This window comes from Bacillus sp. FJAT-45037 (assembly GCF_002797325.1).
Lineage (GTDB): Bacteria > Bacillota > Bacilli > Bacillales > Bacillaceae_D > Alkalihalophilus.
Window position 1 is genome coordinate 1,779,332 of record NZ_KZ454938.1, and the last position, 23,479, is coordinate 1,802,810.

19 protein-coding genes are annotated in these 23,479 nt (G+C 41.6%); 1 reads left to right on the forward strand and 18 read right to left on the reverse strand.

Annotated features, from left to right (window positions below; all coding sequences use genetic code 11):
* Positions 1-101 precede the first annotated feature (101 nt).
* From rsmB to CDZ88_RS09145, 9 genes are all read right to left on the reverse strand, one after another.
* Positions 102-1,451: a 16S rRNA (cytosine(967)-C(5))-methyltransferase RsmB gene (gene rsmB / locus CDZ88_RS09105; RefSeq protein ID WP_100373253.1), complete on the reverse strand. Its 1,350-nt coding sequence runs from the start codon at positions 1,449-1,451 to the stop codon at positions 102-104.
* Positions 1,444-2,394, reverse strand: coding sequence for a methionyl-tRNA formyltransferase (fmt, locus tag CDZ88_RS09110; RefSeq protein ID WP_100373254.1), 951 nt, complete (start codon positions 2,392-2,394; stop codon positions 1,444-1,446). The genes rsmB and fmt overlap by 8 nt, the downstream gene beginning before the upstream one ends.
* A 43-nt stretch (positions 2,395-2,437) precedes the next feature.
* Positions 2,438-4,849 carry a primosomal protein N' gene (gene priA, locus CDZ88_RS09115; protein WP_100373255.1) on the reverse strand — a complete coding sequence of 804 codons (2,412 nt, stop codon included), beginning with the start codon at positions 4,847-4,849 and terminating at the stop codon, positions 2,438-2,440.
* A complete protein-coding gene (gene coaBC / locus CDZ88_RS09120) occupies positions 4,846-6,069 on the reverse strand; it encodes a bifunctional phosphopantothenoylcysteine decarboxylase/phosphopantothenate--cysteine ligase CoaBC (RefSeq protein WP_100373256.1) in 1,224 nt (407 codons plus the stop codon). Before coaBC ends, priA begins: the two co-directional genes overlap by 4 nt.
* Positions 6,070-6,267: 198 nt before the next feature.
* A complete protein-coding gene (gene rpoZ, locus CDZ88_RS09125) occupies positions 6,268-6,489 on the reverse strand; it encodes a DNA-directed RNA polymerase subunit omega (RefSeq protein WP_100373257.1) in 222 nt (73 codons plus the stop codon).
* Positions 6,489-7,103 carry a guanylate kinase gene (gene gmk, locus CDZ88_RS09130; RefSeq protein ID WP_100373258.1) on the reverse strand — a complete coding sequence of 205 codons (615 nt, stop codon included), beginning with the start codon at positions 7,101-7,103 and terminating at the stop codon, positions 6,489-6,491. The genes rpoZ and gmk overlap by 1 nt, the downstream gene beginning before the upstream one ends.
* Positions 7,104-7,195: 92 nt before the next feature.
* Positions 7,196-7,459, reverse strand: coding sequence for an extracellular matrix/biofilm regulator RemA (gene remA, locus CDZ88_RS09135; protein ID WP_100373259.1), 264 nt, complete (start codon positions 7,457-7,459; stop codon positions 7,196-7,198).
* Positions 7,460-7,557: 98 nt separating this feature from the next.
* Complete coding sequence (locus tag CDZ88_RS09140; protein ID WP_157796516.1) at positions 7,558-8,445, reverse strand: YicC/YloC family endoribonuclease; 888 nt, start codon at positions 8,443-8,445, stop codon at positions 7,558-7,560.
* Between the two features lie 119 nt (positions 8,446-8,564).
* On the reverse strand, positions 8,565-11,282 hold the full coding sequence (locus tag CDZ88_RS09145; protein WP_100373261.1) for a calcium-translocating P-type ATPase, SERCA-type: 2,718 nt from the start codon (positions 11,280-11,282) through the stop codon (positions 8,565-8,567).
* Between the two features lie 178 nt (positions 11,283-11,460).
* Between CDZ88_RS09145 and CDZ88_RS09150 the strand changes: the two genes are divergently transcribed.
* Positions 11,461-13,173, forward strand: a complete 1,713-nt coding sequence (locus CDZ88_RS09150) for an Rqc2 family fibronectin-binding protein (RefSeq protein ID WP_100373262.1) — start codon at positions 11,461-11,463, stop codon at positions 13,171-13,173.
* A gap of 38 nt (positions 13,174-13,211) precedes the next feature.
* Here the strand turns inward: CDZ88_RS09150 and CDZ88_RS09155 are convergent, their stop codons facing one another.
* Genes CDZ88_RS09155 through CDZ88_RS09195 form a run of 9 tightly spaced genes read right to left on the reverse strand, consistent with a single transcriptional unit; the run spans position 13,212 to position 23,451 of the window.
* A complete protein-coding gene (locus tag CDZ88_RS09155) occupies positions 13,212-13,859 on the reverse strand; it encodes a class I SAM-dependent methyltransferase (RefSeq protein WP_232718714.1) in 648 nt (215 codons plus the stop codon).
* A 44-nt stretch (positions 13,860-13,903) separates the two neighbouring features.
* Entirely contained in the window at positions 13,904-14,545 is a 642-nt protein-coding gene (gene pyrE, locus CDZ88_RS09160) for an orotate phosphoribosyltransferase (protein WP_157796517.1), read from the reverse strand.
* Entirely contained in the window at positions 14,542-15,255 is a 714-nt protein-coding gene (gene pyrF, locus CDZ88_RS09165) for an orotidine-5'-phosphate decarboxylase (RefSeq protein ID WP_100373264.1), read from the reverse strand. The genes pyrE and pyrF overlap by 4 nt, the downstream gene beginning before the upstream one ends.
* A complete protein-coding gene (locus CDZ88_RS09170; RefSeq protein WP_100373265.1) occupies positions 15,240-16,169 on the reverse strand; it encodes a dihydroorotate dehydrogenase in 930 nt (309 codons plus the stop codon). Before CDZ88_RS09170 ends, pyrF begins: the two co-directional genes overlap by 16 nt.
* Positions 16,166-16,945 (reverse strand): dihydroorotate dehydrogenase electron transfer subunit, encoded by a 780-nt coding sequence (locus CDZ88_RS09175; RefSeq protein ID WP_100373266.1) that lies wholly within the window; start codon positions 16,943-16,945, stop codon positions 16,166-16,168. Before CDZ88_RS09175 ends, CDZ88_RS09170 begins: the two co-directional genes overlap by 4 nt.
* On the reverse strand, positions 16,884-20,150 hold the full coding sequence (gene carB, locus CDZ88_RS09180) for a carbamoyl-phosphate synthase large subunit (RefSeq protein WP_100373267.1): 3,267 nt from the start codon (positions 20,148-20,150) through the stop codon (positions 16,884-16,886). The genes CDZ88_RS09175 and carB overlap by 62 nt, the downstream gene beginning before the upstream one ends.
* Positions 20,151-20,192: 42 nt before the next feature.
* A complete protein-coding gene (locus tag CDZ88_RS09185; RefSeq protein ID WP_100374648.1) occupies positions 20,193-21,272 on the reverse strand; it encodes a carbamoyl phosphate synthase small subunit in 1,080 nt (359 codons plus the stop codon).
* The gene (locus tag CDZ88_RS09190) at positions 21,269-22,549 is read right to left on the reverse strand and encodes a dihydroorotase (protein WP_100373268.1); all 1,281 of its coding nucleotides are present in this window, start codon (positions 22,547-22,549) and stop codon (positions 21,269-21,271) included. Before CDZ88_RS09190 ends, CDZ88_RS09185 begins: the two co-directional genes overlap by 4 nt.
* A gap of 14 nt (positions 22,550-22,563) precedes the next feature.
* Positions 22,564-23,451, reverse strand: a complete 888-nt coding sequence (locus tag CDZ88_RS09195; protein ID WP_232718717.1) for an aspartate carbamoyltransferase catalytic subunit — start codon at positions 23,449-23,451, stop codon at positions 22,564-22,566.
* Positions 23,452-23,479 lie beyond the last annotated feature (28 nt).

Below are 23,479 nucleotides of genomic sequence, written 5' to 3' on the forward strand. Positions count from 1 at the left end.
TTGTTCTCTCATTAAACGTAAATGCTCCAACGATCTTACATCGGACGTTTTATCACATCAACTATTACGAATACGTTCTACATTTTTCTTTAAAACCCTTTTTATGATTGTTTGGTTAAACTCGAAATAAAGAAACCATCCGTATTGAAATCTTGAGGAAGAATTGTAACCATTCCTTTTTTCATTCGCTTTAATTGCTGTACTTGCTTCGGTAAACGTTCGGCTAGTGACTCATCTACTGAAAACGTTGGGTGTTCTTGTAAGAAAGATTCAACCATTCGTTCATTCTCATCTTTGTCCACTGTACATGTACTATATACAAGTGTGCCACCTTTTTTTAGTAAAGGTGCTACAGCTTCTAGTATTTGCGCTTGAATTCGCCCAATCGCTTCTACATCCGACTCTTTCTTTGCCCATTTAATATCTGGTTTACGTTTAATAACGCCAAATCCTGAGCACGGGGCATCAATTAATATGCGATCAAAACTCTCTTCTTGGTATGTGTCCATCAACGTTCTCGCATCATTTGCCATAGCTTCAATAATTGTTAAGCCTAATCGGTCTGCTTGTCCGCGAATAAGCTTCACCTTATGTTCATGCAAATCAAAGGCTAGAACGCTTCCTTCGTTATCCATTTGTTCAGCAATATGAGTTGACTTCCCACCAGGTGCTGCACAAACATCTGCCACTCTTTCACCAGGTGAAGCACCAAGCGCACGACTGACTAACATCGAACTTTCATCTTGTGCTGTGACATAACCTTTCTTAAACACAGCCGTGTCAAATAGTTGACCATAATTAATAATAAGTGCATCCGGAGATAAATGACCAATGCTTGCTTCAACCCCTTCATCTTGAAGCATCTCAATCACTTCCTCTCTTGTACCCATAATACGATTCACACGCACTGTGACAGATGGATGCAGAAGATTTTCTTCGCACATCTTTCGTGTGTCCTCTTCACCAAATTGGCGAATCCAACGTTCAACTAGCCAATGAGGATGACTTGTTTCTAGTGCCATTCGTTTAATTGGATCTTTAACATCGGACACATCTGGCAGCCCTTCACGTTGAATGCTACGCAAAACACCATTGACCATCCCACTAATGCCTTTATGTCCTTTTTTATTTGCAATCGTTACCGCTTCATGGACGATTGCACGGTCTGGAATTCTGTCTAGATAAACCAGTTGATACACAGACAGTCGGAGCAACACTTTCACCCATGGTTCTAATTTGTTTAGGCCCTTTTTCACAAAAGGTGTCAAATAAAAATCAAGTGTATCTCTGCGTTGAATTGTCCCATACACCAACTCTGTTAATAAACCGATATCACGTCGATCTAGTTTTGATTGATTAATGGTCTGGTTTAACAGAAGGTTACTGTATGCTTGATTTTTCTCAATTTGCATTAATACATCTACAGCTACTTCACGTACATTTTTATTCATTTTCTTCTCCTACCTTCATCCCTACTTCAAGGTGACTACCCGCTCCGCGTAAATATTGCTCAGCGCTCATTCTCTTTTTACCAGAAGGCTGTACTTCTGTCAGTCTTAAAGCCGTCTGATTTCCTGTCGCAACGACGAAAGAGTCTTCTTCTATGCTCATAATGACTCCAGCATCAGATACTTTTGTCACTGATTCTTTTTGGGCCCACCAAATTTTCAACGGCTTGCCTTCTAATGTTGTAAAAGCAACCGGCCAAGGACGCAAGCCGCGAACTTGATTATAAAGCTCTTCTCCCGTTTTTGACCAATCGATTTTCTCCATCTCACGAGTTATATTTTTTGCAAACGTGACCTTGGATTCGTCTTGGACTTTAGGAGTAATCTCTCCGGCAATTAGTGGCGGTATCGTTTCACTTAACAACTTCGCCCCTGCTTCACTTAACTTATCATGCATCGAACCAACATGATCGCTTTCTAAAATAGGAACGACTACTTGCGTTAATATATCTCCCGCATCAAGTTTTTTCACCATATACATAATCGTGATGCCGGTTTCTGATTCACCGTCAATAATGGACTGGTGAATCGGTGCACCTCCACGGTATTTAGGGAGAAGCGATGCATGTACATTAATACACCCATGCTCTGGCACATCGAGTATTTCACTTGGAAGAATTTGACCGTAAGCCGCTGTTACAACAAGGTGCGGCGCAAATGCTAACACTTTAACAATTTCTTCTTCATCTCTAATTCTTTCAGGTTGCAAAACCGGTATTCCGTGTTTCTCAGCTTCGATTTTTACAGGAGGAGGCGTTAATGTACGCTTACGACCAACTGGACGGTCGGGCTGTGTCACAACTGCGACAACATTATACCCCTCTATGATTAATTGACGTAGGACTGGAACGGAAAAGTCTGGTGTTCCCATAAAAACGATGTTCATATTCTTCAACTACCTTTCATTCTTACCTTCAACCAACCAATTTCTACATAAAAAAATAGGGGTTTAGATCAATAGAGATGAGAAGATCTCCCTGACTTGTCTCTTTTAAATAATGTTGTTGGATTTCACGTAATGTGTTCACGAGTTTAGGTTCATTTTTGTATTTTATCATGCATTGATAGCGATATCTATCTTTTATACGGGCAATTGGAGACGCAACTGGACCTAAAATAATCGTTTCATTTGCCAATTGCTCTCTTAAAAATCGAGTAAGTTTTTCCGTCACTCCAATAACTTTTGTCAGCTCTGGATGAGAGACATGAATTAAGGTCAAGTAGTAGTAAGGGGGATAGCCTCCCTGACGCCTTTGTTGCATCTCCATATCAAAATATTGATGAAAATCATGGGATTTAACAAGTTCAATACTATAATGTTCGGGAGTATACGTTTGGATGATTACCTCACCTAATAAATCATGTCTCCCTGCTCGTCCACTTACTTGCTCCATCAATTGAAAGGTTCGCTCACTTGATCGGAAATCTGGGATATGAAGCATTGAATCCGCAGCTAGAACACCTACTAAGGTAATTTTCGGGAAATCAAGCCCTTTGGCGATCATTTGTGTCCCGAGTAAGATATCCGCTTCCCCTTTTCCAAATGCTTTTAATAACCTTTCGTGTGACCCCTTTTTTCGAGTCGTATCCACATCCATCCGAATGACTCTTGCTTCTGGAAGGACACGTGTTAATTCTTCTTCAACTTTTTGCGTTCCGGTTCCAAAGAAGCGAATATGATCGCTCCCACATGAATGACACACTTCTGGCATCGGTTCTTCATGGCCGCAATAATGACACTTCAAGTTGTGATGACTACGATGGTAGGTGAGTGATATATCACAATGGTCACAGGTGGCTACATACCCACAATCGCGACACATAACAAATGTTGAATACCCTCGTCTATTTAAAAACAACACCATTTGTTCTTTTTTCTTTAAGCGATCTTGCATTTTTTCAAGTAAATCCGTCGAAAACATTGAGCGATTGCCTGTGCGTAATTCTTCGCGCATATCAATCACTTCAACCGTTGGCATTGCTCGATTGTTCACGCGCTCAAGCAATGATAAAAGAGTATAGACTCCTTTCTTTGCACGAGCGTATGATTCAAGTGCGGGTGTTGCGCTACCTAAAATAACTGGACACTGGTGATACTCACCTCGAAACATCGCAACGTCCCTCGCATGATAGCGGGGAGCTTCTTCTTGCTTATAGCTTGCTTCATGTTCTTCATCAATAATGATGATTCCAAGATTGGTAAACGGAGCAAAAACCGCAGAACGGGCTCCAACAACCACTTGAACTTCATGGCGATGAATCTTCCGCCATTCATCATATTTTTCTCCCATTGATAAACCAGAATGCAAGACGGCTACTTTACTACCGAATCTCCCTTTAAATCGATCAACCATTTGCGGCGTCAATGAAATCTCAGGAACAAGCACAATCGCTTCTTTTCCTTTTTGAAGGGTTTGATCAATTGATTGCAAATAAATCTCTGTTTTTCCGCTCCCCGTTACGCCATGTAGCAAGAAAGGCTCATGCTTATTGGATTCAATTGTCTTTAAAATAGGCGTAATCACCTCTTCTTGCTTGGCGGTTAATGAGAGGGGCACCGAGCGTTCAATCTCCATACCTGCTGTTGGGTCACGGTACACTTCAACATCCGATTCAATCACCACTCCACTTTTAAGTAAAGAAGTAAGGGTCGCTCTTGTCGTTTCGAGTGTATTTAGAAGGTCAAGAGATTTGACCGGTCGATTGCTTTTATGTAACTCAATTACTACATCACGTTGCTTCGTTGCACGTGTTGAAATACCGTCTAGTAATGTTTGTAGCGTTTGATGTTTATCGGCTAAAGAGAGAACTCGCTCTGTTTTTTTATTGCCCTTATCTTTGACAACATAGTTCACATCGAGAAGACCTTTTTCGATCCCTTTTTGAACTCGTTTCATCACATATGGGTGGTTTTTCGTCAATTGATCTAAATCAAGATTTGTTTTCAATGAAAAGAGTTCCTGCAACTCCTCACTTAACTCGCTTATATCTCGAGATACAACTACTTCTTTTTTAACTTTTGACCGAAGTGCTGCTGGGAGCATCGCATGAAAAGCAGAAATTTTAAAGCTAAGCGTTTTATCTGTTAGCCACTCTCCAAGCTCGATTAACTCTGGCGTTAACACAGGCACAACATCTAGCATGGTTTGAAGCGGTTTGAGTTTCTTAAATTCCGAAGTCTCAGCCAACTCTACAACAACACCTTGGATTGTCCTCGGCCCAAATGGCACAGCCACTCGCATTCCAGGCTTAATGACATCTTCCCAGTGAACAGGAATGCTATAATCAAACAATCGATCGGTCTGCTGTGTTGGTACATCAACAATGACTTTTGCAATCATTCACGCGGTTTCCTTTCCTCATAACGAAGGATTTCCTCGATAATTTCTTTCGCTACTTCATCCTTCGTTTGTTGCTCGTAATTTGTCAGATGTCCATCTTTCGTCATGATTGTAACTATATTTGTATCACCTTTGAATCCTGCTCCGGGTGTCATAATATTATTCGCTACGATGAGATCTAGATTTTTTTTATCTAGTTTTTGTTTTGCATACTCTTGTACATGTTGGCTCTCAGCCGCGAAACCAACTAAGATTTGTGACGTTTTCTTTTCACCAAGCGTGTGCAAGATATCAATAGTTCTCTCCATTGGCACACTCCAATCACCTGGTTGTTTTTTTCGTTTATGATCAGCCGTTTCACTCGGTCTATAGTCAGCGACAGCTGCCGACTTAATGACGATATCCGCTTGACTATATACCTTCATCACTTCTTCATACATCTCTTGTGCCGTCGTCACTTGGATCACGCTCATACCTGTTGGCTCATCAAGATTGGTCGGACCTGTTATTAGCGTGACATTAGCTCCAAGGTCTCTCGCTGCACGAGCGACGGCATAGCCCATTTTTCCAGTGGAGTGATTCGTAAAATAACGAACGGGGTCAATTTTTTCCTGAGTAGGCCCGGCTGTAATCATCACATGTTTTCCGTGTAAAGATTTCGCACCTTGATCCTCATTCTTGGAAAACGTAGCTTCAATCGCTTGTTGCAACACTTCAGGTTCCGCCATTCGGCCTTTCCCCGTCCATCCACATGCCAAGTAACCTGATTCCCCTTCAACAAATGTGTATCCATACTCTTTTAAAGTAGAGATGTTTTTTTGAACAGCGGGATGTTGGTACATGTTCACATTCATAGCCGGAGCCAGTAAGACTGGTGATTTTGTTGCGAGCAACGTGGTTGTAATCATATCATCAGCAATGCCATTTGCTAGTTTCCCTATCACATTGGCTGTTGCTGGGGCAATCATTACAACTTCTGCCCAATCAGCTAATTCGATATGAGCGATCTTTGTTGGGTCAGGTTCATTAAATGTCCAATCATACACCGGTTGGCGTGATAAGGCTTGAAACGTTAATGGGGTAACAAATTCTTTTGCTGACTGTGACATCATGACTTTTACCTCTGCTCCGCTTTGAACAAGCTTACTTGTTAATGCACAAGCTTTGTAAGCAGCAATTCCCCCTGATACAGCTAATAAAATCTTCTTCCCATGTAGCATGATGTCTCCTCACCCTTCATCGATGTCAATTATGTTATTCAATATGTAATCAGATACTCTTGACCTACATTCTCTCAATATTGTGCAGACGTAAACAAAGAGCCTGCCCTCAAAACACGCGTAGATTGAAAGTCAAGACTATATCTTGGATTGTTCAACCATTGTGTATTGAGAGTCAGACTCTTTCTCTAAGTATAATTAATCTATCTCATTGCTCGCTTCTGTTTCTTCATAGCGCAAATGCTCTTCTATGATCTCTTCAAGCGCCATACCAACTGGCTTATGTGCTTTTGGGTTGGATACAAGTGGACCACGTTTTGCGTCCTCGCGAATTTCTCTTGCACGCTTTGCTGAAACTGTTACTAGCGTGTACTTTGAATCCAACTTTTCCATTAGTGAATCTATCGATGGATATAGCATTAGTCAACCTCCACTAACTCTTTGTATTTTTCAATAAGTCTCTCTCGTTTACAGTGCTCAGCTATGACAATCGATTTAATACGCTCTACTGCTAAATCAACTTGATCATTTTCTACAACATAGTCGTATTTTTTCATCATGTCGATTTCTTCTCTTGCTACAGTCATTCGTTTGTTAATCACTTCTTCTGTCTCAGTTCCTCGTCCAACGATGCGTGCACGAAGTTCTGCTAAGCTTGGTGGCATTAAGAAAATGAAAACTCCCTCTGGAAACTTCTCACGTACTTTAAGCGCACCTTGCACTTCAATCTCAAGGATAATATCTTGTCCATTATCAATGGTTTCGCGCACGTAGTCAATAGGTGTGCCGTAATAATTACCGACATACTCTGCCCATTCGAGCAATTGATCGTTTTTTATCATGGATTCAAATTCATCACGGGTTCTAAAGAAGTAGTTCACACCATCGATCTCACCTTGGCGTGGTTTTCTTGTTGTCGCCGAAACCGAGTATTGAATCATTGTTTCCTCTTCACGTAGAGAGCCACATACCGTTCCTTTTCCAACTCCTGCTGGACCTGATAATACAATTAACAAACCTTTCTCTTTCTTCATGGAAACCTCCTACACCACTTAGATTACACAAGTTGTGGCTGCATACTCAATTAATATGTGTCAGATTAAAAATAAGGCATTCACACTAAGTGCTATGCCTCCTCAGAACCATCGTCTTTAGTCGTTAGTCGCTGAGCAACTGTCTCAGGTTGAACGGCGCTTAAGATTACATGGTCGCTGTCTGCAATAATAACAGCTCTCGTTCTTCGTCCATACGTCGCATCAATAAGCATGTTACGATCACGCGCATCTTGGATGATTCGTTTAATCGGTGCAGATTCTGGACTCACAATGGAGATAATTCGGTTTGCCGAAACAATATTACCGAACCCAATGTTAATGAGTTTAATATTCATGCATGTTCCCCCATCTGTTAGGAGAGCCTACGACCACTCTCATCATTTTTAACCAAACTAACCTAACTATATACGAAAAGGCGTTCGATTTCTACGGTCTATTCAATATTTTGTACTTGTTCTTTCATCTTTTCTATGTAACTCTTGCACGTTACAACCAATTGACGAACAAGAGCATCATTCACTTTTGCTCCAATCGTGTTCACTTCACGATTCATTTCTTGGACGAGGAAGTCTAGTTTTCTACCTATCGGGAATGGTTCTGACTCACAAATTTCTCGAAAATGAACAAGGTGAGCACGCAATCTGACAAGTTCTTCATTTACATCTGCTTTTTCTGCATACACTGATGCTTCTGCTATAATACGGTCTTGTAGATCCTCAGTGATATGATTTAGAGCACTTGTCATCCGTTCTTTGAATTTCGTTTGCATGATCAGATTCACATCAGGTGCTAACTGTTCCATTCTCAAAATGGTTTCCGTAAGTAACTCGATCTGGTGTAGAAGATCTTGTTTTAATTCATTTCCTTCACGCTCTTTTGTTTCGACAAGTGCGTCGACGCAAGATTGAACCGATGTTAAAATCATTGTCTTTCCCTCATCAAAGCTTTGAGATTCCTCTTCGACTCGCTTAATTAACTGATCCTGTAAAAGTAGTGTATGTAAGTCTAGTGTGCCTGTGACTTCTTTGCTGTGTGACTTAATGTCAGCTGCAACCTTCACATATTCATCTAGTAGCCCATAATCGATCTCTAACCTTTGTTTGAGTAAATTATTTTTTTCAATATGTACATAAAGATCAACTTTACCACGCTTAATAGACTTGTGAACATAGGAACGTATCTCTTCTTCGAGAGACATAAACATTTGAGGTATGCGAATCGAGCACTCAAAAAAGCGATGATTAACTACTTTAGCCTCTATTGTTACAGAGAATGAATTCTCTTTATTACTGCAACGTCCATACCCTGTCATACTTCGCATCATATCACATCCATACTTCCATTTTAACGGATTTTACGCGAAGCAACAAGTAGAAACTCGTTCTATGAATCATTCATGAGAAGACAAAAAAAGCAAACCCAAGGAATGGGTCTGCTTGATCAGTTATCTTTATGGTTTCTTTTCATTAGTTGAAAACCTCCGAGAAGTACAGTTGGAATCGCTGCCATGCCAAGGATGAGTAGCCATTCTCTGACATCAAGTGTCACTGTGTGGAACACAGGTTGTAATGGCGGGTAATAGATCACAGCCATCATCAGTAGAACTGAAATGAATACTGCTCCCACTAAGTAGCGATTTTCAAATGGATTCCGATGATACACGGAATATTCGCTACGGCAATCAAACACATGGATTAGCTGTGCCATCACAAGTGTAACAAAAGCGACCGTCTGTGCGCGTATTAATTCATCTGGATTAGCTTGAAGAGTGATCCAAAAAGCTGCTAATGTGACGACCCCTATCATAAATCCACGGCTAATAATCTTCCAAGTTAAGCCTCGTGCAAACACACCTTCACGTGGATTTCTTGGCGCCCTCTTCATCACATCGCCTTCTGCTTGGTCCATTCCAAGTGCCATAGCAGGCAAACCGTCTGTGACAAGATTAATCCAAAGTATTTGAATCGCAACGAGCGGTAGTGGCATTCCTAAGATCATAGCAAAGAGCATGACCAAAATTTCTCCTACATTCGATGCCAACATATAACGGATGAATTTTCGAATGTTTTCATAGATGTTTCGTCCCTCTTTAATCGCTGATTTTATCGTTGCAAAATTATCATCACTTAAAATAAGAGAGGAAGCTTCTTTAGCCACATCCGTACCGGTAATCCCCATTGCAATCCCTATATTCGCCGCTTTGATCGCAGGTGCATCATTCACACCATCCCCCGTCATGGCAACAATATGACCTCGCGCTTGTAAGGCTTTGACAATTTTCAACTTATCTTCTGGAGAGACTCTAGCATAGACATCAATCTCCTCAACACATTCTTCTAAATCAGCTACACTCATTTCCGATAACTCTCGCCCTTCAAGCACTTTTCCTCCGTTACGTAATATCCCTAACTGAGAAGCAATAGCTGATGCTGTCAACCGGTGATCCCCTGTGATCATAACGGTTTTAATACCTGCTTCCCGGCACTCTCTGATCGAGTCTTTCACCTCAGGCCTCGGAGGATCAATCATACCCTCTAATCCAAGAAACGTTAATTGACGCTCAGCTTCAAACGCTTGCCTACATTTTTCATTTGCTTTTAGGGGTCTAAAGGCAACTGCTATCGTTCGTAACGCTTGACCAGAAAGATTGGCAATAACTTCTTCAACCTCCCTACGGCGCTGCGAAGTAAATGCTTCATTTTGACCATCATAAAATATGTTTGTGCATTGAGACAAAATCACATCTGGCGCTCCTTTTGTGATGATAAAAGAACGTCCCTGTTTATCTTTCACGACAACACTCATCATTTTTCTAACCGAATCAAACGGAAATTCTATTAAACGCTCATACTGTTCTTGCAACCCGTTTGTGCTATATCCGGCTTTGATAGCTGCCACAACTAAGGCTCCTTCCGTCGGGTCACCGTCTAGCACATACTCTGTTTTCTCCTTACGTAGGATTCCTTCTTTTATTGTCCTTTCTTGCAACGTGGCATTGTTACAAAGAGTGCCATAACTTAATAACTGTTGCAAAGCCCTCTCCCTAGATGGTCTTATACTCTCCCCTTGATAATAAAAGGCTCCAACTGGGTCATATCCCAATCCCGACACACTCCATAACTTCCCACTAGACCAAACATTCGTGACGGTCATTTTATTTTGTGTTAATGTCCCCGTTTTATCTGAGCAAATAACAGACGCACATCCTAATGTTTCTACAGCTGGCAGTTTTCTCACGATCGCTTTTCGTTTAATCATCCGTTGAACGCCGAGGGCCAGGGCAACCGTCACAATGGCAGGTAATCCTTCCGGTATCGCGGCTACAGCAAGTGAGACCCCTGATAAGAACATCGTATAGACATCATGTCCTTGCCACACCCCAATCACAACGACGAGTGCGGTTAAGACAAGAGCAACAGCAATCAAGATCTTCCCGAGCTGCTCAAGTTTATGTTGAAGAGGGGTGACTAAAGACTCCGTTGATTGCAAAAGATGTGCAATTTTTCCCATCTCTGTTTTCATTCCTGTAGCTACTATGACACCAATCGCATTTCCTTGTGTAATCATCGTACCCATAAACGCCATATTCTCCTGATCACCTATTGACGCGTTTGCCGAATCAAGTGGAGACGCATGTTTATGTACAGGTACAGATTCACCAGTTAAAGACGATTCCTCGACACGTAAACCATTGGTTGAAACCAATCGAATATCGGCACCAATCCGATCGCCACTAGTAAGTTTCACTACATCTCCAGGAACAACTTGAGTCGATAACACCTTTTGCCAGACTTCATTTCGATATACGGTCATTTGTGGTGAAGACAATTCTTTTAGAGCATCAAGTGACTTCTCAGCTTTCCTCTCTTGAACAAACCCCAAGATTCCGTTAAGTAAGATAATAAACATAATCGTCACTGCATCAATGTACTCACCTAGTAATCCTGATATAAGCGTTGCAGCGAGTAATACTAGTACCATAAAATCCTTAAACTGATTAAGAAAAACAAAAAACGCTGGTGTCCGCTTGCCATCATCTAACTTATTTTGACCATACACACGTAATCGTTTTTGCACTTCTTTGTCTGAAAGACCGCTTTCTACCTTGGTATTTACTGACCGTTCCACTTCTTCTGTGTTCATTCTTAACCACTGCATGCCCTCACCTCACAATTCGTCCATTCACTTAGCTATCGTTATTTTAACTACCTGCAAATAGCTATTTATACAAGCCATCATATTCAGTGAAAGGGGAAAACATGCTATACTCATGTAAGCAAATTGAACAACCCCAATAGAAAAATTGGGCACTTTGTTCATAGAAGAGGTGAATAACATGTCCTTTGATGGGATCATGACTCGTGCGATTACTGAGGAATTAAAGACAAGTCTCCAATCTGGTCGCATTTCAAAAATTTATCAACCATTTAAAACTGAGCTTATTTTTACGATTCGAGCAAACGGTAAAAATCACCAACTTTTATTCTCGGCAAACGCTAACTTTGCTCGGGTTCATTTAACAAATGAAAAACATACAAACCCCGGTCAACCTCCGATGTTTTGCATGCTTTTACGCAAGCATTTAGAAGGTGGATTTATTGAATCCATTGAGCAAGTCGACATGGAGCGAATCATCGAACTAACGATTCGTAATAGAGATGAGTTAGGTGATGTGCAAACAAAAAAACTTGTCATTGAAATCATGGGACGCCATAGTAATATCATCTTACTCGATGAGCAGTCACAAACGATTTTAGATAGCATTAAGCATGTTAGCCTAGCTCAGAGTAGCCATCGGATGGTTTTACCAGGTCAGCCTTATAAAAGACCACCCGAACAAGATAAGGTCAATCCGATTGAAGCAGAGGAAGATACCATTCTTCGTGCGATTGACTTTAACCAAGGGAAACTTGATCGTCAACTTGTTAACGGATTTAGCGGCTTATCACCACTTGTAGCTAGTGAAATTACACACCGAGCAGGCATGATGACTCGTGTCACCGTTCCTAAAGCTTTTCAAGACGTGTTTAACCCAATTCGTCAGCATGACTACACACCACAAATGATTGAAGCAAATGGCAAGGAATATTTCTCTGTTCTAGACCTGACTCACTTGAAGGGTACTACACGACGTTTTGACTCAGTCAGCGAGATGCTCGATCGTTTCTTTTACGGAAAAGCCGAGCGCGATCGTGTAAAACAACAAGCCATTGATCTCGAAAAAATGCTAAAAAATGAGTATCAAAAAAGCAACAAGAAAATCACCAAACTAGAACGTACCTTAACAGATGCAGATAAAGCGAAGGAATATCAAAAAAAGGGTGAGTTATTAACCGCGAACTTACATGCTGTCCGTCGTGGAGATAAAGAAGTACAAGTCATTGATTATTATGATGAAGCTCAACCAACTATTTCTATTACGCTTGACCCATTAAAAACACCATCCGATAACGCGCAAGCCTTGTTTAAAAAATACAACAAGGCAAAAAAATCAGTAGCCTTCGTGACCGAACAAATCAAGCAAACGAAAGTCGATATTGAATATTTAGACCAGGTTATCCAACAAACAGAAAGTGCCTCACCAAGAGATATTGAAGAAATTCGTGAGGAATTAGTTGAACAAGGCTATATTCGTAGAAGACAAAAGCAATCTAAAAAGAAGAAAAAAGAAGAAAAGCCTCAGCTAGAGACATACACTTCTTCTACTGGCGTACCTTTCTTTGTCGGAAAAAACAACAAGCAAAATGATTATTTAACTAATCGCTTTGCTAGACAAGACGAAATTTGGTTACACACAAAAGATATTCCTGGGTCTCATGTTGTGATACGTAGCACTGAACCTGATGAAACGACCTTAATGGAGGCAGCAACGATTGCCGCCTACTTTAGTAAAGCTCGTCAATCTAGTTCTGTTCCCGTTGATTACACGAAAATTCGGCATGTGAAAAAGCCTAATGGATCTAAGCCTGGTTTTGTGACTTATGACAACCAGACGACCTTATTTGTCACACCAGATGAAGATACTGTCTTACAACTGAAAGATCGTTAAAAAAACAGGGTGCCCCAAATCCATGGGGCACCCTGTTTCTATTTTTTTGCTAACGTGATCATCGCAAGTCCATCGAGTACAGGCCGATGTATAACTTGTTTGGCCCCTAAGTCGGTAAGTAACGTCGTTAATTCTTCTTCTGTATAACGGTGACGTCTTGTCGAGACATTCGACCATTTAACTAATGTCTCTTTTTCAAAGCCTGACATTTTATGTAGTTCGGCATATGCAACAGCTCGTTCAGGGTTCATTGCTACATTTGGATTAAGCATGACGATTTCTCCGTTACTTTGTGTCACTCGTAACATTTCGTTGATACCTTTTTCTGGTTCGGGTAAGAGAAACATCACACAAGTCGAAAGTGCCACATCAAATTCATCGTCTGAAAAAGGTAATTTGTATGCATCAGCAATCATAAACTTACTTTTTTCACTTGCTTGCTCCTGTTTAAATAATTCCATCGCCGCCTCGATCATTTGCGGTGAAAGATCAACTCCTACAAGACGTTTTGCCTCTTTTATTCCCCTTGTTAATAAGCGTCCCGTTCCACAGCCAATATCGACGATTTTTTTATTTTCCCAGGTTTTGCTCATGTTCTTTAATTCATCATGAATCTGTCCTAGCCAAACGGTTCTTGCCATCCCGTCAAAAAAGGAAACAAGTGAATCGAATTCAGCCCCATCCATCTTCCTCACGATTACGTCACCTCAACCTATTTTCTATAAAGAGTTTATGAAGTCGTTACCGTCATCCAATCTGACGAAGCGGGGTTTTGACGCCACTTTTCTAGCTTCAATAGCTCTTCTTCTGTAATTGTATCACGACCACGTGCAACCGCAAGGAGGGTTGAATACGTAGTAAGAGCCACTGTACTCAGGTTTTCTTTCTTGAAATTCTCTTCTGCAATGGGTAATTCATATGTAAAGATGGCTGCAATGCCTAATACATTTGCTCCCGCTTCTCTTAGCGCTTCTGCTGCTTTTATTGCACTGCCACCAGTCGAGATTAAATCTTCAATGATAACGACCTTCTGCCCTGTCTGGAGTTTACCTTCAATTTGGTTTTGCTTGCCATGTCCTTTTGCACTTCCACGCACATAAACCATCGGTAAATTAAGCAATTCACTGACCCAGGCTGCATGAGGTATTCCTGCTGTCGCTGTTCCTGCAATTACCTCAGCATCAGGATACTGACTTTCAATGACCTCTTTAAAATGAGCTGCGATCATGCGACGAACGTTTGGATAAGAAAGCGTCATTCGATTATCACAATAAATCGGTGATTTCAGTCCTGAACTCCACGTAAAAGGATTCGTTGGTTCAAGTGCTACGGCCTCGATATCAAGTAAAGATGCGGCAATTTGTTTGTTCATGATTGACCCTCCCATTCCTTTTTCATAGTCACGTATGTTAAAAACGGATCTTCTGCTTGTGTTATACTGCGACCTACAACAATCCCCCAACTTCCTAGTTGCCTTGCTTTTTGCGGAGTAACGACACGATGCTGATCAGATCGATCATCATGAAGTTGGCGAATGCCAGGTGTAACCGTAAGGAAGTCACTGCCACATGTTTCATGAAGCAGAGGAACTTCAAGGGCAGAGCAGACGACTCCATCTAACCCACTTCTCTGTGCATTCTTAGCATAGATCGCGACGACTTCTTCGAGCGGTCGATTGATCAGAAGTTCCTCAGTGACCATCATTTGATCTGTGCTTGTTAGCTGCGTTACAGCGAGTAGCTTTGGTCGAGTCATACCACTTAACGTACCAGCTTCTAGTCCTTCTCTTGCTGCCTCCATCATTTTACCCCCACCTGCGGCATGAACATTTACAAGATCAATCTCTAGACGGGCAAGCACACGCATCGCACGGTTCACTGTATTTGGAATGTCATGTAACTTTAAATCTAAAAAAATACGATGACCATCTCCTTTAAGCTCTTCGATGATGGCCGGACCTTCTTGATAAAAAAGTTCCATACCAACTTTTACGTAAGCGGGATGTTCTTTAAACGGAGCTAAAAACGTCTTTCTTTTAGCACGATCTGCAAGATCTAGTGCGATAATTAACGGACGTTGCATACTGATTTCCAACTCCCTCCAATGATCTCTTGAACATGATCGATTCCGAGTTCATCCATTCGTTGTGGCAACTGTTCAATTATAGTCGGACATACATACGGATCAACAAAGTTCGCTGTACCAATTGCGACAGCACTCGCACCAGCCAACATCATCTCAAGGACATCATCAACGGTTTGAACGCCGCCCATTCCAATGATCGGGATCGATACCGCTTGTGATACTTGATGAATCATTCGAATCGCCACAGGTTTAATGGCAGGGCCTGATAATCCCCCTGCGCCATTTGCTAAGATCGGTTTTTTTGATGTTAAGTCAATACGCATGCCAAGTAATGTATTAATCATCGACAACCCATCTGCCCCGGCTGCTTCTACTGCCTTTGCCATTTCAACAATGTCTGCTACATTAGGAGAGAGTTTGACATAAACGGGTTTGGTTGACACCTTCTTCACAGCAGCGGTTAGTTCAGAGGCGATCTCTGGCACCGTACCAAATGTAATTCCTCCTTGCTTCACATTCGGACACGAGATATTTAATTCAAGCGCCTCTACATAAGGACTCGATGAAAGTTCGCGAGCAACGTGTACATAATCTTCTAAATGAGATCCCGCAACATTTGCTATAATCGGAACACTTTTTTCCCCTAGTCTAGGCAATTCCTCTTCTAGCACTTTTTCAAGACCAGGATTTTGTAGTCCAATCGCATTTAACATACCAGCAGTCGTTTCTGCTACACGTGGTGTAGGGTTTCCAAATCGCGCATTCACCGTGGTTGCTTTAATCATAATTGCACCAAGGAGATCCAAGTCATAAAATTCACCATACTCTTTTCCAAAACCAAAACATCCAGAAGCAGGCATAATTGGATTTTTTAATGACAACCCTGGAAGTTCTATCTGTAATCGGTTCATATGACGACCTCCCCCACCTTGAAGACTGGACCATCTGTGCAAACTTTTCTATAGTCTGTTCCTTCTGGGTCCACTGATGTGTGACAGACACAGGCAAAGCAAGCACCAACTCCACATCCGATCCGTTCCTCTAACGATACGTACGCACGACTTCCTTCATACGCCTCACTTAATGCTCTAAGCATCGGAGTTGGGCCACAGCAATACAATACGTCTGCTTGAATATCAAACTGTTTGATCGCATCAGTAACGAATCCCTTTGAACCGTGCGTTCCATCAACAGTTGTGACATAAGTAGAACCAAGCTCGCTGAAGGCACTCTCGTAAAACACATCACTTACAGAGTTGAATCCTAGTACATGCACTATATTCACTCCACGTTCTTTTAGCTGTTTAGATAAATAATAAAGAGGAGGTACACCTATTCCACCACCTACGAGGAGAGCCGTTTCTCCTTGTTTCGCAGCCTCTACTGGAAAGCCCTGACCGAGTGGTGCAAGTAGATCAAGAGTTTCACCTGACTTTTTCTCAGCCAGCCTCGCTGTTCCATTTCCTTCGACGCGATAAAGAATCGTTAAGGATTGATTAGCTACATCGACGTCACATATACTCAGCGGTCTTCTTAAAAGGAGATCATCATGATCAGTGACTCTCATATGAACGAATTGACCAGGGGTTGTCATTTGAGTGACAAGCTCCCCTGTGCATGTCAATTCATAGATTTGATCCGCTAGTAGCCGCTGATTTTTGATCGTCACGATTCCCTTTTTGTGCATGAAGATCTCCTCCTTTTTGTTCCATTTGTGGCATATGATCAGCCGAAAATGTTATCGATTCAATGACTTTTAGTAATGCATCCGCGGTATCGATCGACGTTAAGCAGACGACCTCATTTTCAACAGATTCGCGACGAATTCTGAAGCCATCTCGTGCTGGCTGTTTTCCTCTTGTTAACGTATTAATAACAAATTGTGCCTTACCTTGACGAATAACATCTAGTAGATGTGGCTTTTCTTCACCGATTTTATTCACCGTTGTCACAGGTATCCCTAGATCTCGAATCATGGACGCAGTTCCCTTTGTCGCGAGAATACTGTAGCCAATTTGATGGAATCGTTCGACGAGAGTTAATGCCTCTTTTTTGTCTTTATCAGCAATGGTAAACAACACTGACCCATGCTTTGGAATATTCATGCCTGAGGCGATTAAACCTTTATACAAGGCTTTTTCTAAAGTCACGTCACGTCCCATCACTTCTCCTGTAGACTTCATTTCAGGTCCAAGTGTAATGTCGACACGGCGAAGTTTGGCAAAAGAAAACACAGGAACTTTTACCGATACTACCGAGTCCTCCGGGTGGTAGCCTGTTTCATATCCTAGTTCTGGGAGTGTTTGACCGAGCATCACTTTGGTCGCTAAGTTGGCCATTGGCACCCCAGTTATTTTGCTTAAAAATGGCACTGTTCGGCTAGAGCGTGGATTCACTTCTAGCACATACACCTCATCTTTATGCCATACATATTGAATATTTAGTAATCCGACAATTTTTAACGATCTAGCAATCGCTATTGTGCGTTCAATAACCTTTTGTTTTAAATGCTCAGGTACGGTTTGTGGTGGATAGACAGCAATTGAATCTCCTGAATGGACCCCTGCTCTCTCAATATGTTCCATCATTCCGGGAATGTACACATGTTCTCCATCTGAGATCGCATCGACTTCTAGTTCTTTTCCTGTTAAGTAGCGATCAATTAATACAGGATGTTTCGGGTTAATCTTCACTGCATTCTTCATATAATGTAACAATTCTTCTTCTTTATAAACAATTTCCATTGCACGACCACCAAGTACATACGACGGTCTCACTAGAACAGGGTAACCTATCGAAGACGCAATTTTCACTGCTTGCTCCACTGATGTTGCTGTTTTTCCTAGTGGTTGTGGAATATCGATTGCGAGTAGTGTTTGTTCAAATTTATCTCGATTCTCGGCACGATCCATGTCTTCAAGCGACGTCCCTATAATTTTCACACCGCGAGCTGATAACTCATCGGCTAGGTTGATCGCGGTTTGACCACCGAATTGCACGACGACTCCTTCTGGCTGTTCATGATGAACAACATGCATCACATCTTCTACCGTTAACGGCTCAAAGTATAATTTATCTGACGTACTGAAGTCCGTTGAGACCGTCTCAGGGTTATTATTCATAATAATTGCCTCATAACCCGTTTCCTTGATTGCCCACACCGAATGAACCGTAGCATAATCAAACTCAATTCCTTGTCCAATTCGGATCGGACCAGAACCGAGTACTAAAATACTCTTTTTATCAGAGCGAACCGACTCCATTTCTTCCTCATATGTTCCGTAATAATAAGGAGTTGACGATGCAAATTCAGCTGCACATGTATCAACCATTTTATAAACTGGAACTATCGCTTCTCTCATTCTAGTTTCATAAATTTCTCTTTCTGTTACGTTTAGTAATTCCGCTATAGCTGCATCTGAGAATCCACGCTCTTTCGCTTCTTTTAATGTGTCGATCGCTCCATTTGACTTGATCAGTTTTTGTTCAAGGCGGACAATTCGTTCAATTTTTTGCAAGAAGAAGCGATCAATCTTTGTTTGTTCATGCAAAGAATTAATCGATTCCCCTCTTCTAATCAGCTCTGTCAGTGCAAATAGACGTTGGTCATCTGCTTTTCTAATCTTTTTTTGCAATTGTTCCGTTGTTTGTTGACATACATCTACATCAGTTAGATGGTTGTATCCTGCTTCTAGTGAACGAACGGCCTTAAGCATCGATTCTTCAAGATTTCGGCCAATGGCCATCACTTCACCCGTCGCCTTCATTTGTGTTCCGAGCGTGCGATTTGCTGCTTCAAATTTATCAAATGGCCAGCGGGGAATTTTCGTTATAACATAATCAAGAGCTGGTTCAAAACTTGCATAAGTGGTACCTGTTACTGGATTTTTTATCTCATCTAACGCATACCCAATCGCAATTTTGGCAGCCATTTTTGCAATCGGATACCCTGTTGCTTTTGATGCTAAGGCTGATGAGCGACTAACACGTGGATTAACTTCAATAATGTAATACTGATTACTATCTGCATCGAGAGCGAATTGAACGTTACATCCACCTTCGATTCCTAATGCACGTACAATTTTTAACGACGAATTTCTAAGCATTTGATAGTCTCGATCGGTTAAGGTTTGACTTGGTGCCACAACGATGGAATCCCCTGTGTGTATACCAACTGGATCAAAATTCTCCATGTTACACACAACAATGGCTTGATCTTTTGCATCTCGCATCACTTCATACTCTACTTCTTTAAAGCCTGCGATGCTTTTTTCGACCAAACACTGTGTAACAGGACTATATTTCAGTCCACTTGAAACGATTTCTTCTAATTCTTCGTCATTATGCACAATACCTCCACCAGTTCCACCTAGTGTATAAGCAGGGCGAACAATAACAGGGAAGCCAATATATTCTACAAATGCTTTCGCTTCTGAAAGAGTGTGGACGATTTCACTTTCAGGGACAGGTTCTTGTAGCTCTCTCATTAGAGAACGAAACTGTTCACGGTCTTCTGCTTGTTTAATTGCTTTTAAATCTGTTCCAAGCAATTCGATTTGATACGCTTCTAAAATGCCTGACTCATCTAATTCCATCGCCATGTTTAGACCCGTCTGACCTCCGAGTGTAGCAACGATTCCATCTGGATGCTCTTTTCGAATAATGCGGCTGACAAATTCAAGGGTAATTGGCTCAATATATACGCGATCAGCCATGGTCGTATCTGTCATAATTGTTGCTGGATTTGAATTGATGAGAATAACCTCATACCCCTCTTCTTTTAGTGCTTGACAAGCTTGTGTGCCTGCATAATCAAATTCCGCTGCTTGACCGATTACGATTGGGCCAGACCCAATCACCAAAATTTTATGAATATCCTTACGTTTCCCCATTACACTCGCTCCTCTCAGTCATTCCTGCTCTTAGTTTATCTATTAGACTAACTGTTTTTCGTCTGCAATCATTTGTAGAAAGGAATCAAATAAGTGATTCGCATCTTGTGGCCCAGGTGATGCCTCTGGGTGATATTGAACACTAAAAGCTGCAAAATCTAAATGTTTAAGTCCTTCAACCGTCCCATCGTTCACCGCTTCATGCGTCATCTTAAGTCTCGTGCCTTTTAAGCTATCAAGATCTACTGTAAATCCGTGATTTTGAGCGGTGATATCAATTTTCCCTGTCTCTATTTCTCTGACAGGGTGATTAGACCCACGATGCCCAAAGCTCAGCTTGCTTGTTGTTGCGCCTGATGCTAGGGCTAAAAGTTGGTGACCTAAACAAATACCGAATATTGGAACACGCCCAAATAATTCTTCAATCATCTCGATAGCACCTGGTACATCCTTCGGGTCTCCTGGTCCGTTACTTAACAACACGCCATCCGGACGCAATCGCATGATTTCTTTTGCGCTCGTGTGATATGGAACCACCACCACATCGCATTGTCTTTCAATTAAAGATTGCAAGATGCCATGCTTCATTCCGAAATCTACTAGAACGATTCGTTCGCCGTCCCCTGGTGCATGGTAGGGATCTCTTACTGAAACGGTCTCCACTTGATTATGTTGCCAACCACCTAAATGAAGTCCTTCTACAACCTCTTTTACCTCTGCATCAATTTCGCAGATGCGACCTCTTAATGTGCCATGTTCACGAATTAAACGAGTAAGTTTTCGTGTATCGATGCCTGACAAACCAGGTATCCCTTTTTCTAATAAAAAGGTGTGAAGCGACTCTTCGTTTTTCCAGTGACTAGGCTCAAGCTCAACCTCTTTTACAATCAGTCCACTAATAGCAGGAGTAATCGATTCGAAGTCATCTCGATTGATTCCGTAATTACCAATAAGCGGATACGTTAATGTCACAATCTGACCACAATAGGATGGATCCGATAAGATCTCTTGATATCCAGTCATCCCTGTATTAAAGACAACCTCACCTTTCATCGTTGCCTCTGCTCCAAAACCTTCTCCAACAAATACTGTACCGTCTTCTAGAATCAGTTGTCTTTTCATTGTTTTACACGCTCCTTTTCCCATACAAGCTTGCCACCAACAAACGTCATTACTGGCCATCCTTTTGTTTCCCATCCTGCAAATGGCGTGTTCGTTCCCTTTGAAGCAAAGTGTTCGGGATTAATCGCTTCAATATGCTCAAGATCAATAATACATAGATCAGCTTCGTTTCCTGCTTTTAATTCACCAGTGTCTAATCCAAAAGCCTTACCTGGCGCGACTGTCAACCAATTAATTAACTGATGAAGCGTGATATGACCTGTTTCTACTAAATGTGTATGTAATAAGGTAAAGGCTGTTTCAAGCCCTACGATCCCAAACGGTGCAAGATCCATTCCTTGAGCTTTTTCGTCACTTGTATGCGGGGCATGATCCGTTGCAATGAAATCGATCGTTCCGTCTTGCAACCCTTCAAGTAAAGCTTGTTGGTCTGCCTTACTTCTAAGGGGTGGATTCATTTTAAAATTAGCATCATTAATTGTTATGTCTTCTTCACATAACAATAAATGATGTGGTGTGACTTCTGCTGTGACGTTAATTCCTGCTCTTTTCGCATTACGAACGACTCTAACCGACTCTTTCGTGCTGATATGGCAAACGTGATAATGGACACCCGCTGCTTCAGCAAGAAGAACGTCTCTGGCAATATGGACTGATTCACATACTGATGGGATTCCTCGTAAGCCATGCTCCTTAGAAAATTGACCTTCATGCACACAACCATTTTGAATCAATGTATTTTCCTCACAATGGGCAACTACCGACATGTTTAAAGCCGCGGCTTTCCTCATCGCTTCAAGCATCATCGCTGCGGACTGGACTCCGACACCATCATCTGTAAAAGCAAACGCTCCCGCTTCTTTTAATTCATCAAAATCGGTTAATTCACGTCCTAATAAACGTGTGGTGATTGCCGCATACGGTAATACCCGCACATAAGCAGTCTGTGAAATTCTCTCGTGTAGCCACTCTAGTTGTTCTTTCGTATCGGGTGTTGGGCGAGTATTCGGCATAGCAGCAACGGTCGTAAATCCGCCTCTTGCCGCAGCCATCGTTCCCGTTTCAATGGTTTCTTTCTTTTCTCCTCCTGGTTCACGTAGGTGAATATGAAGGTCAATAAAGCCTGGTGTGACTAGCTTATTGCTGACATCAATGACGAACACATCTGACCCTTTGGCTACGTCATTTATAATGACGCCATTTTTAAACGAAATGTCTTGCTGAGTTAAATCTCCATTCTCTGTTAAGATGAAGCCGTTTTTTAGTGTAGTAATCATCAACAATCTCTCCCCTATAAACGATTTTGTAATGCATGTTTTAAGACAGCCATTCGAACAAAGACACCGTTTTCCATTTGTTTAAAAATCCGCGATCTCTTACATTCAACGAGTTCACTTGCTATTTCTACATTTCGGTTTACGGGTGCTGGGTGCATGATAATCGCATGAGTATTCATTGCTGCTTCTCGCTTGGACGTTAAGCCATATTGTTTATGGTATTCACTTTGACTTATTCCTTGTCCGTTCTCATGTCTTTCTGTTTGGATACGGAGCAGCATGATGACATCTGCCCTTTGTACAGCTTCATCCATCGTTACATAACGATATATTTCTGAAAATCCCTTCATCCATTCAGGAGGGCCTGAAATATATACTTCAGCCCCCAACCGAGTTAAGACTTCCGCATTCGAACGTGCGACTCGGCTATGCCTGAGATCACCACAGATCACCACTCTTACCCCTTTAAATGTGTTGAACTCTTGTTTTATCGTCAAAAGATCAAGCAATGATTGAGTCGGATGCTGACCACATCCATCTCCTGCATTAATGATGGGAATCTGTAGATTTGTTCTTAACTCTTTATAAAAATGATTTTTCGGATGACGTATGACTAATGCATCTGCACCGATTGCTTCTAAGGTCTTTGATGTGTCATATAAGGTTTCTCCTTTTTGAGCACTTGAGGTCTCCCCATCAAATGACAGGACATCTAACCCTAGTTTTCGTTCAGCTACCTCAAAACTCATCTTTGTTCTTGTACTCGGTTCAAAGAATAAATTGGCAACGAACGTTTGACGTTTAGGATTCCAGAGCGCACCTTTTGAAAAGTGTTCGGCATCATCGAGGAGTCTATCAATTACTTCAAGTGGTACTTCCGACATGGCATGAATCTCTGTCAATTGTTCTTTTTCCATGCTTGCTAACATC

Bases quoted from the DNA above. Each gene is read 5' to 3' on its own strand.
- rsmB (WP_100373253.1), bottom strand. From the start codon at position 1,451: ATGAATAAAAATGTACGTGAAGTAGCTGTAGATGTATTAATGCAAATT.
- fmt (WP_100373254.1), bottom strand. From the start codon at position 2,394: ATGAACATCGTTTTTATGGGAACACCAGACTTTTCCGTTCCAGTCCTA.
- priA (WP_100373255.1), bottom strand. From the start codon at position 4,849: ATGATTGCAAAAGTCATTGTTGATGTACCAACACAGCAGACCGATCGA.
- rpoZ (WP_100373257.1), bottom strand. From the start codon at position 6,489: ATGCTATATCCATCGATAGATTCACTAATGGAAAAGTTGGATTCAAAG.
- coaBC (WP_100373256.1), bottom strand. From the start codon at position 6,069: ATGCTACATGGGAAGAAGATTTTATTAGCTGTATCAGGGGGAATTGCT.
- remA (WP_100373259.1), bottom strand. From the start codon at position 7,459: ATGAATATTAAACTCATTAACATTGGGTTCGGTAATATTGTTTCGGCA.
- CDZ88_RS09170 (WP_100373265.1), bottom strand. From the start codon at position 16,169: ATGAACCGATTACAGATAGAACTTCCAGGGTTGTCATTAAAAAATCCA.
- CDZ88_RS09145 (WP_100373261.1), bottom strand. From the start codon at position 11,282: ATGCAGTGGTTAAGAATGAACACAGAAGAAGTGGAACGGTCAGTAAAT.
- CDZ88_RS09140 (WP_157796516.1), bottom strand. From the start codon at position 8,445: ATGCGAAGTATGACAGGGTATGGACGTTGCAGTAATAAAGAGAATTCA.
- pyrF (WP_100373264.1), bottom strand. From the start codon at position 15,255: ATGCAACGTCCGTTAATTATCGCACTAGATCTTGCAGATCGTGCTAAA.
- CDZ88_RS09155 (WP_232718714.1), bottom strand. From the start codon at position 13,859: ATGGATGGGGCTGAATTCGATTCACTTGTTTCCTTTTTTGACGGGATG.
- gmk (WP_100373258.1), bottom strand. From the start codon at position 7,103: ATGAAGAAAGAGAAAGGTTTGTTAATTGTATTATCAGGTCCAGCAGGA.
- carB (WP_100373267.1), bottom strand. From the start codon at position 20,150: ATGGGGAAACGTAAGGATATTCATAAAATTTTGGTGATTGGGTCTGGC.
- CDZ88_RS09190 (WP_100373268.1), bottom strand. From the start codon at position 22,549: ATGATTACTACACTAAAAAACGGCTTCATCTTAACAGAGAATGGAGAT.
- CDZ88_RS09175 (WP_100373266.1), bottom strand. From the start codon at position 16,945: ATGCACAAAAAGGGAATCGTGACGATCAAAAATCAGCGGCTACTAGCG.
- CDZ88_RS09150 (WP_100373262.1), top strand. From the start codon at position 11,461: ATGTCCTTTGATGGGATCATGACTCGTGCGATTACTGAGGAATTAAAG.
- CDZ88_RS09185 (WP_100374648.1), bottom strand. From the start codon at position 21,272: ATGAAAAGACAACTGATTCTAGAAGACGGTACAGTATTTGTTGGAGAA.
- pyrE (WP_157796517.1), bottom strand. From the start codon at position 14,545: ATGAACAAACAAATTGCCGCATCTTTACTTGATATCGAGGCCGTAGCA.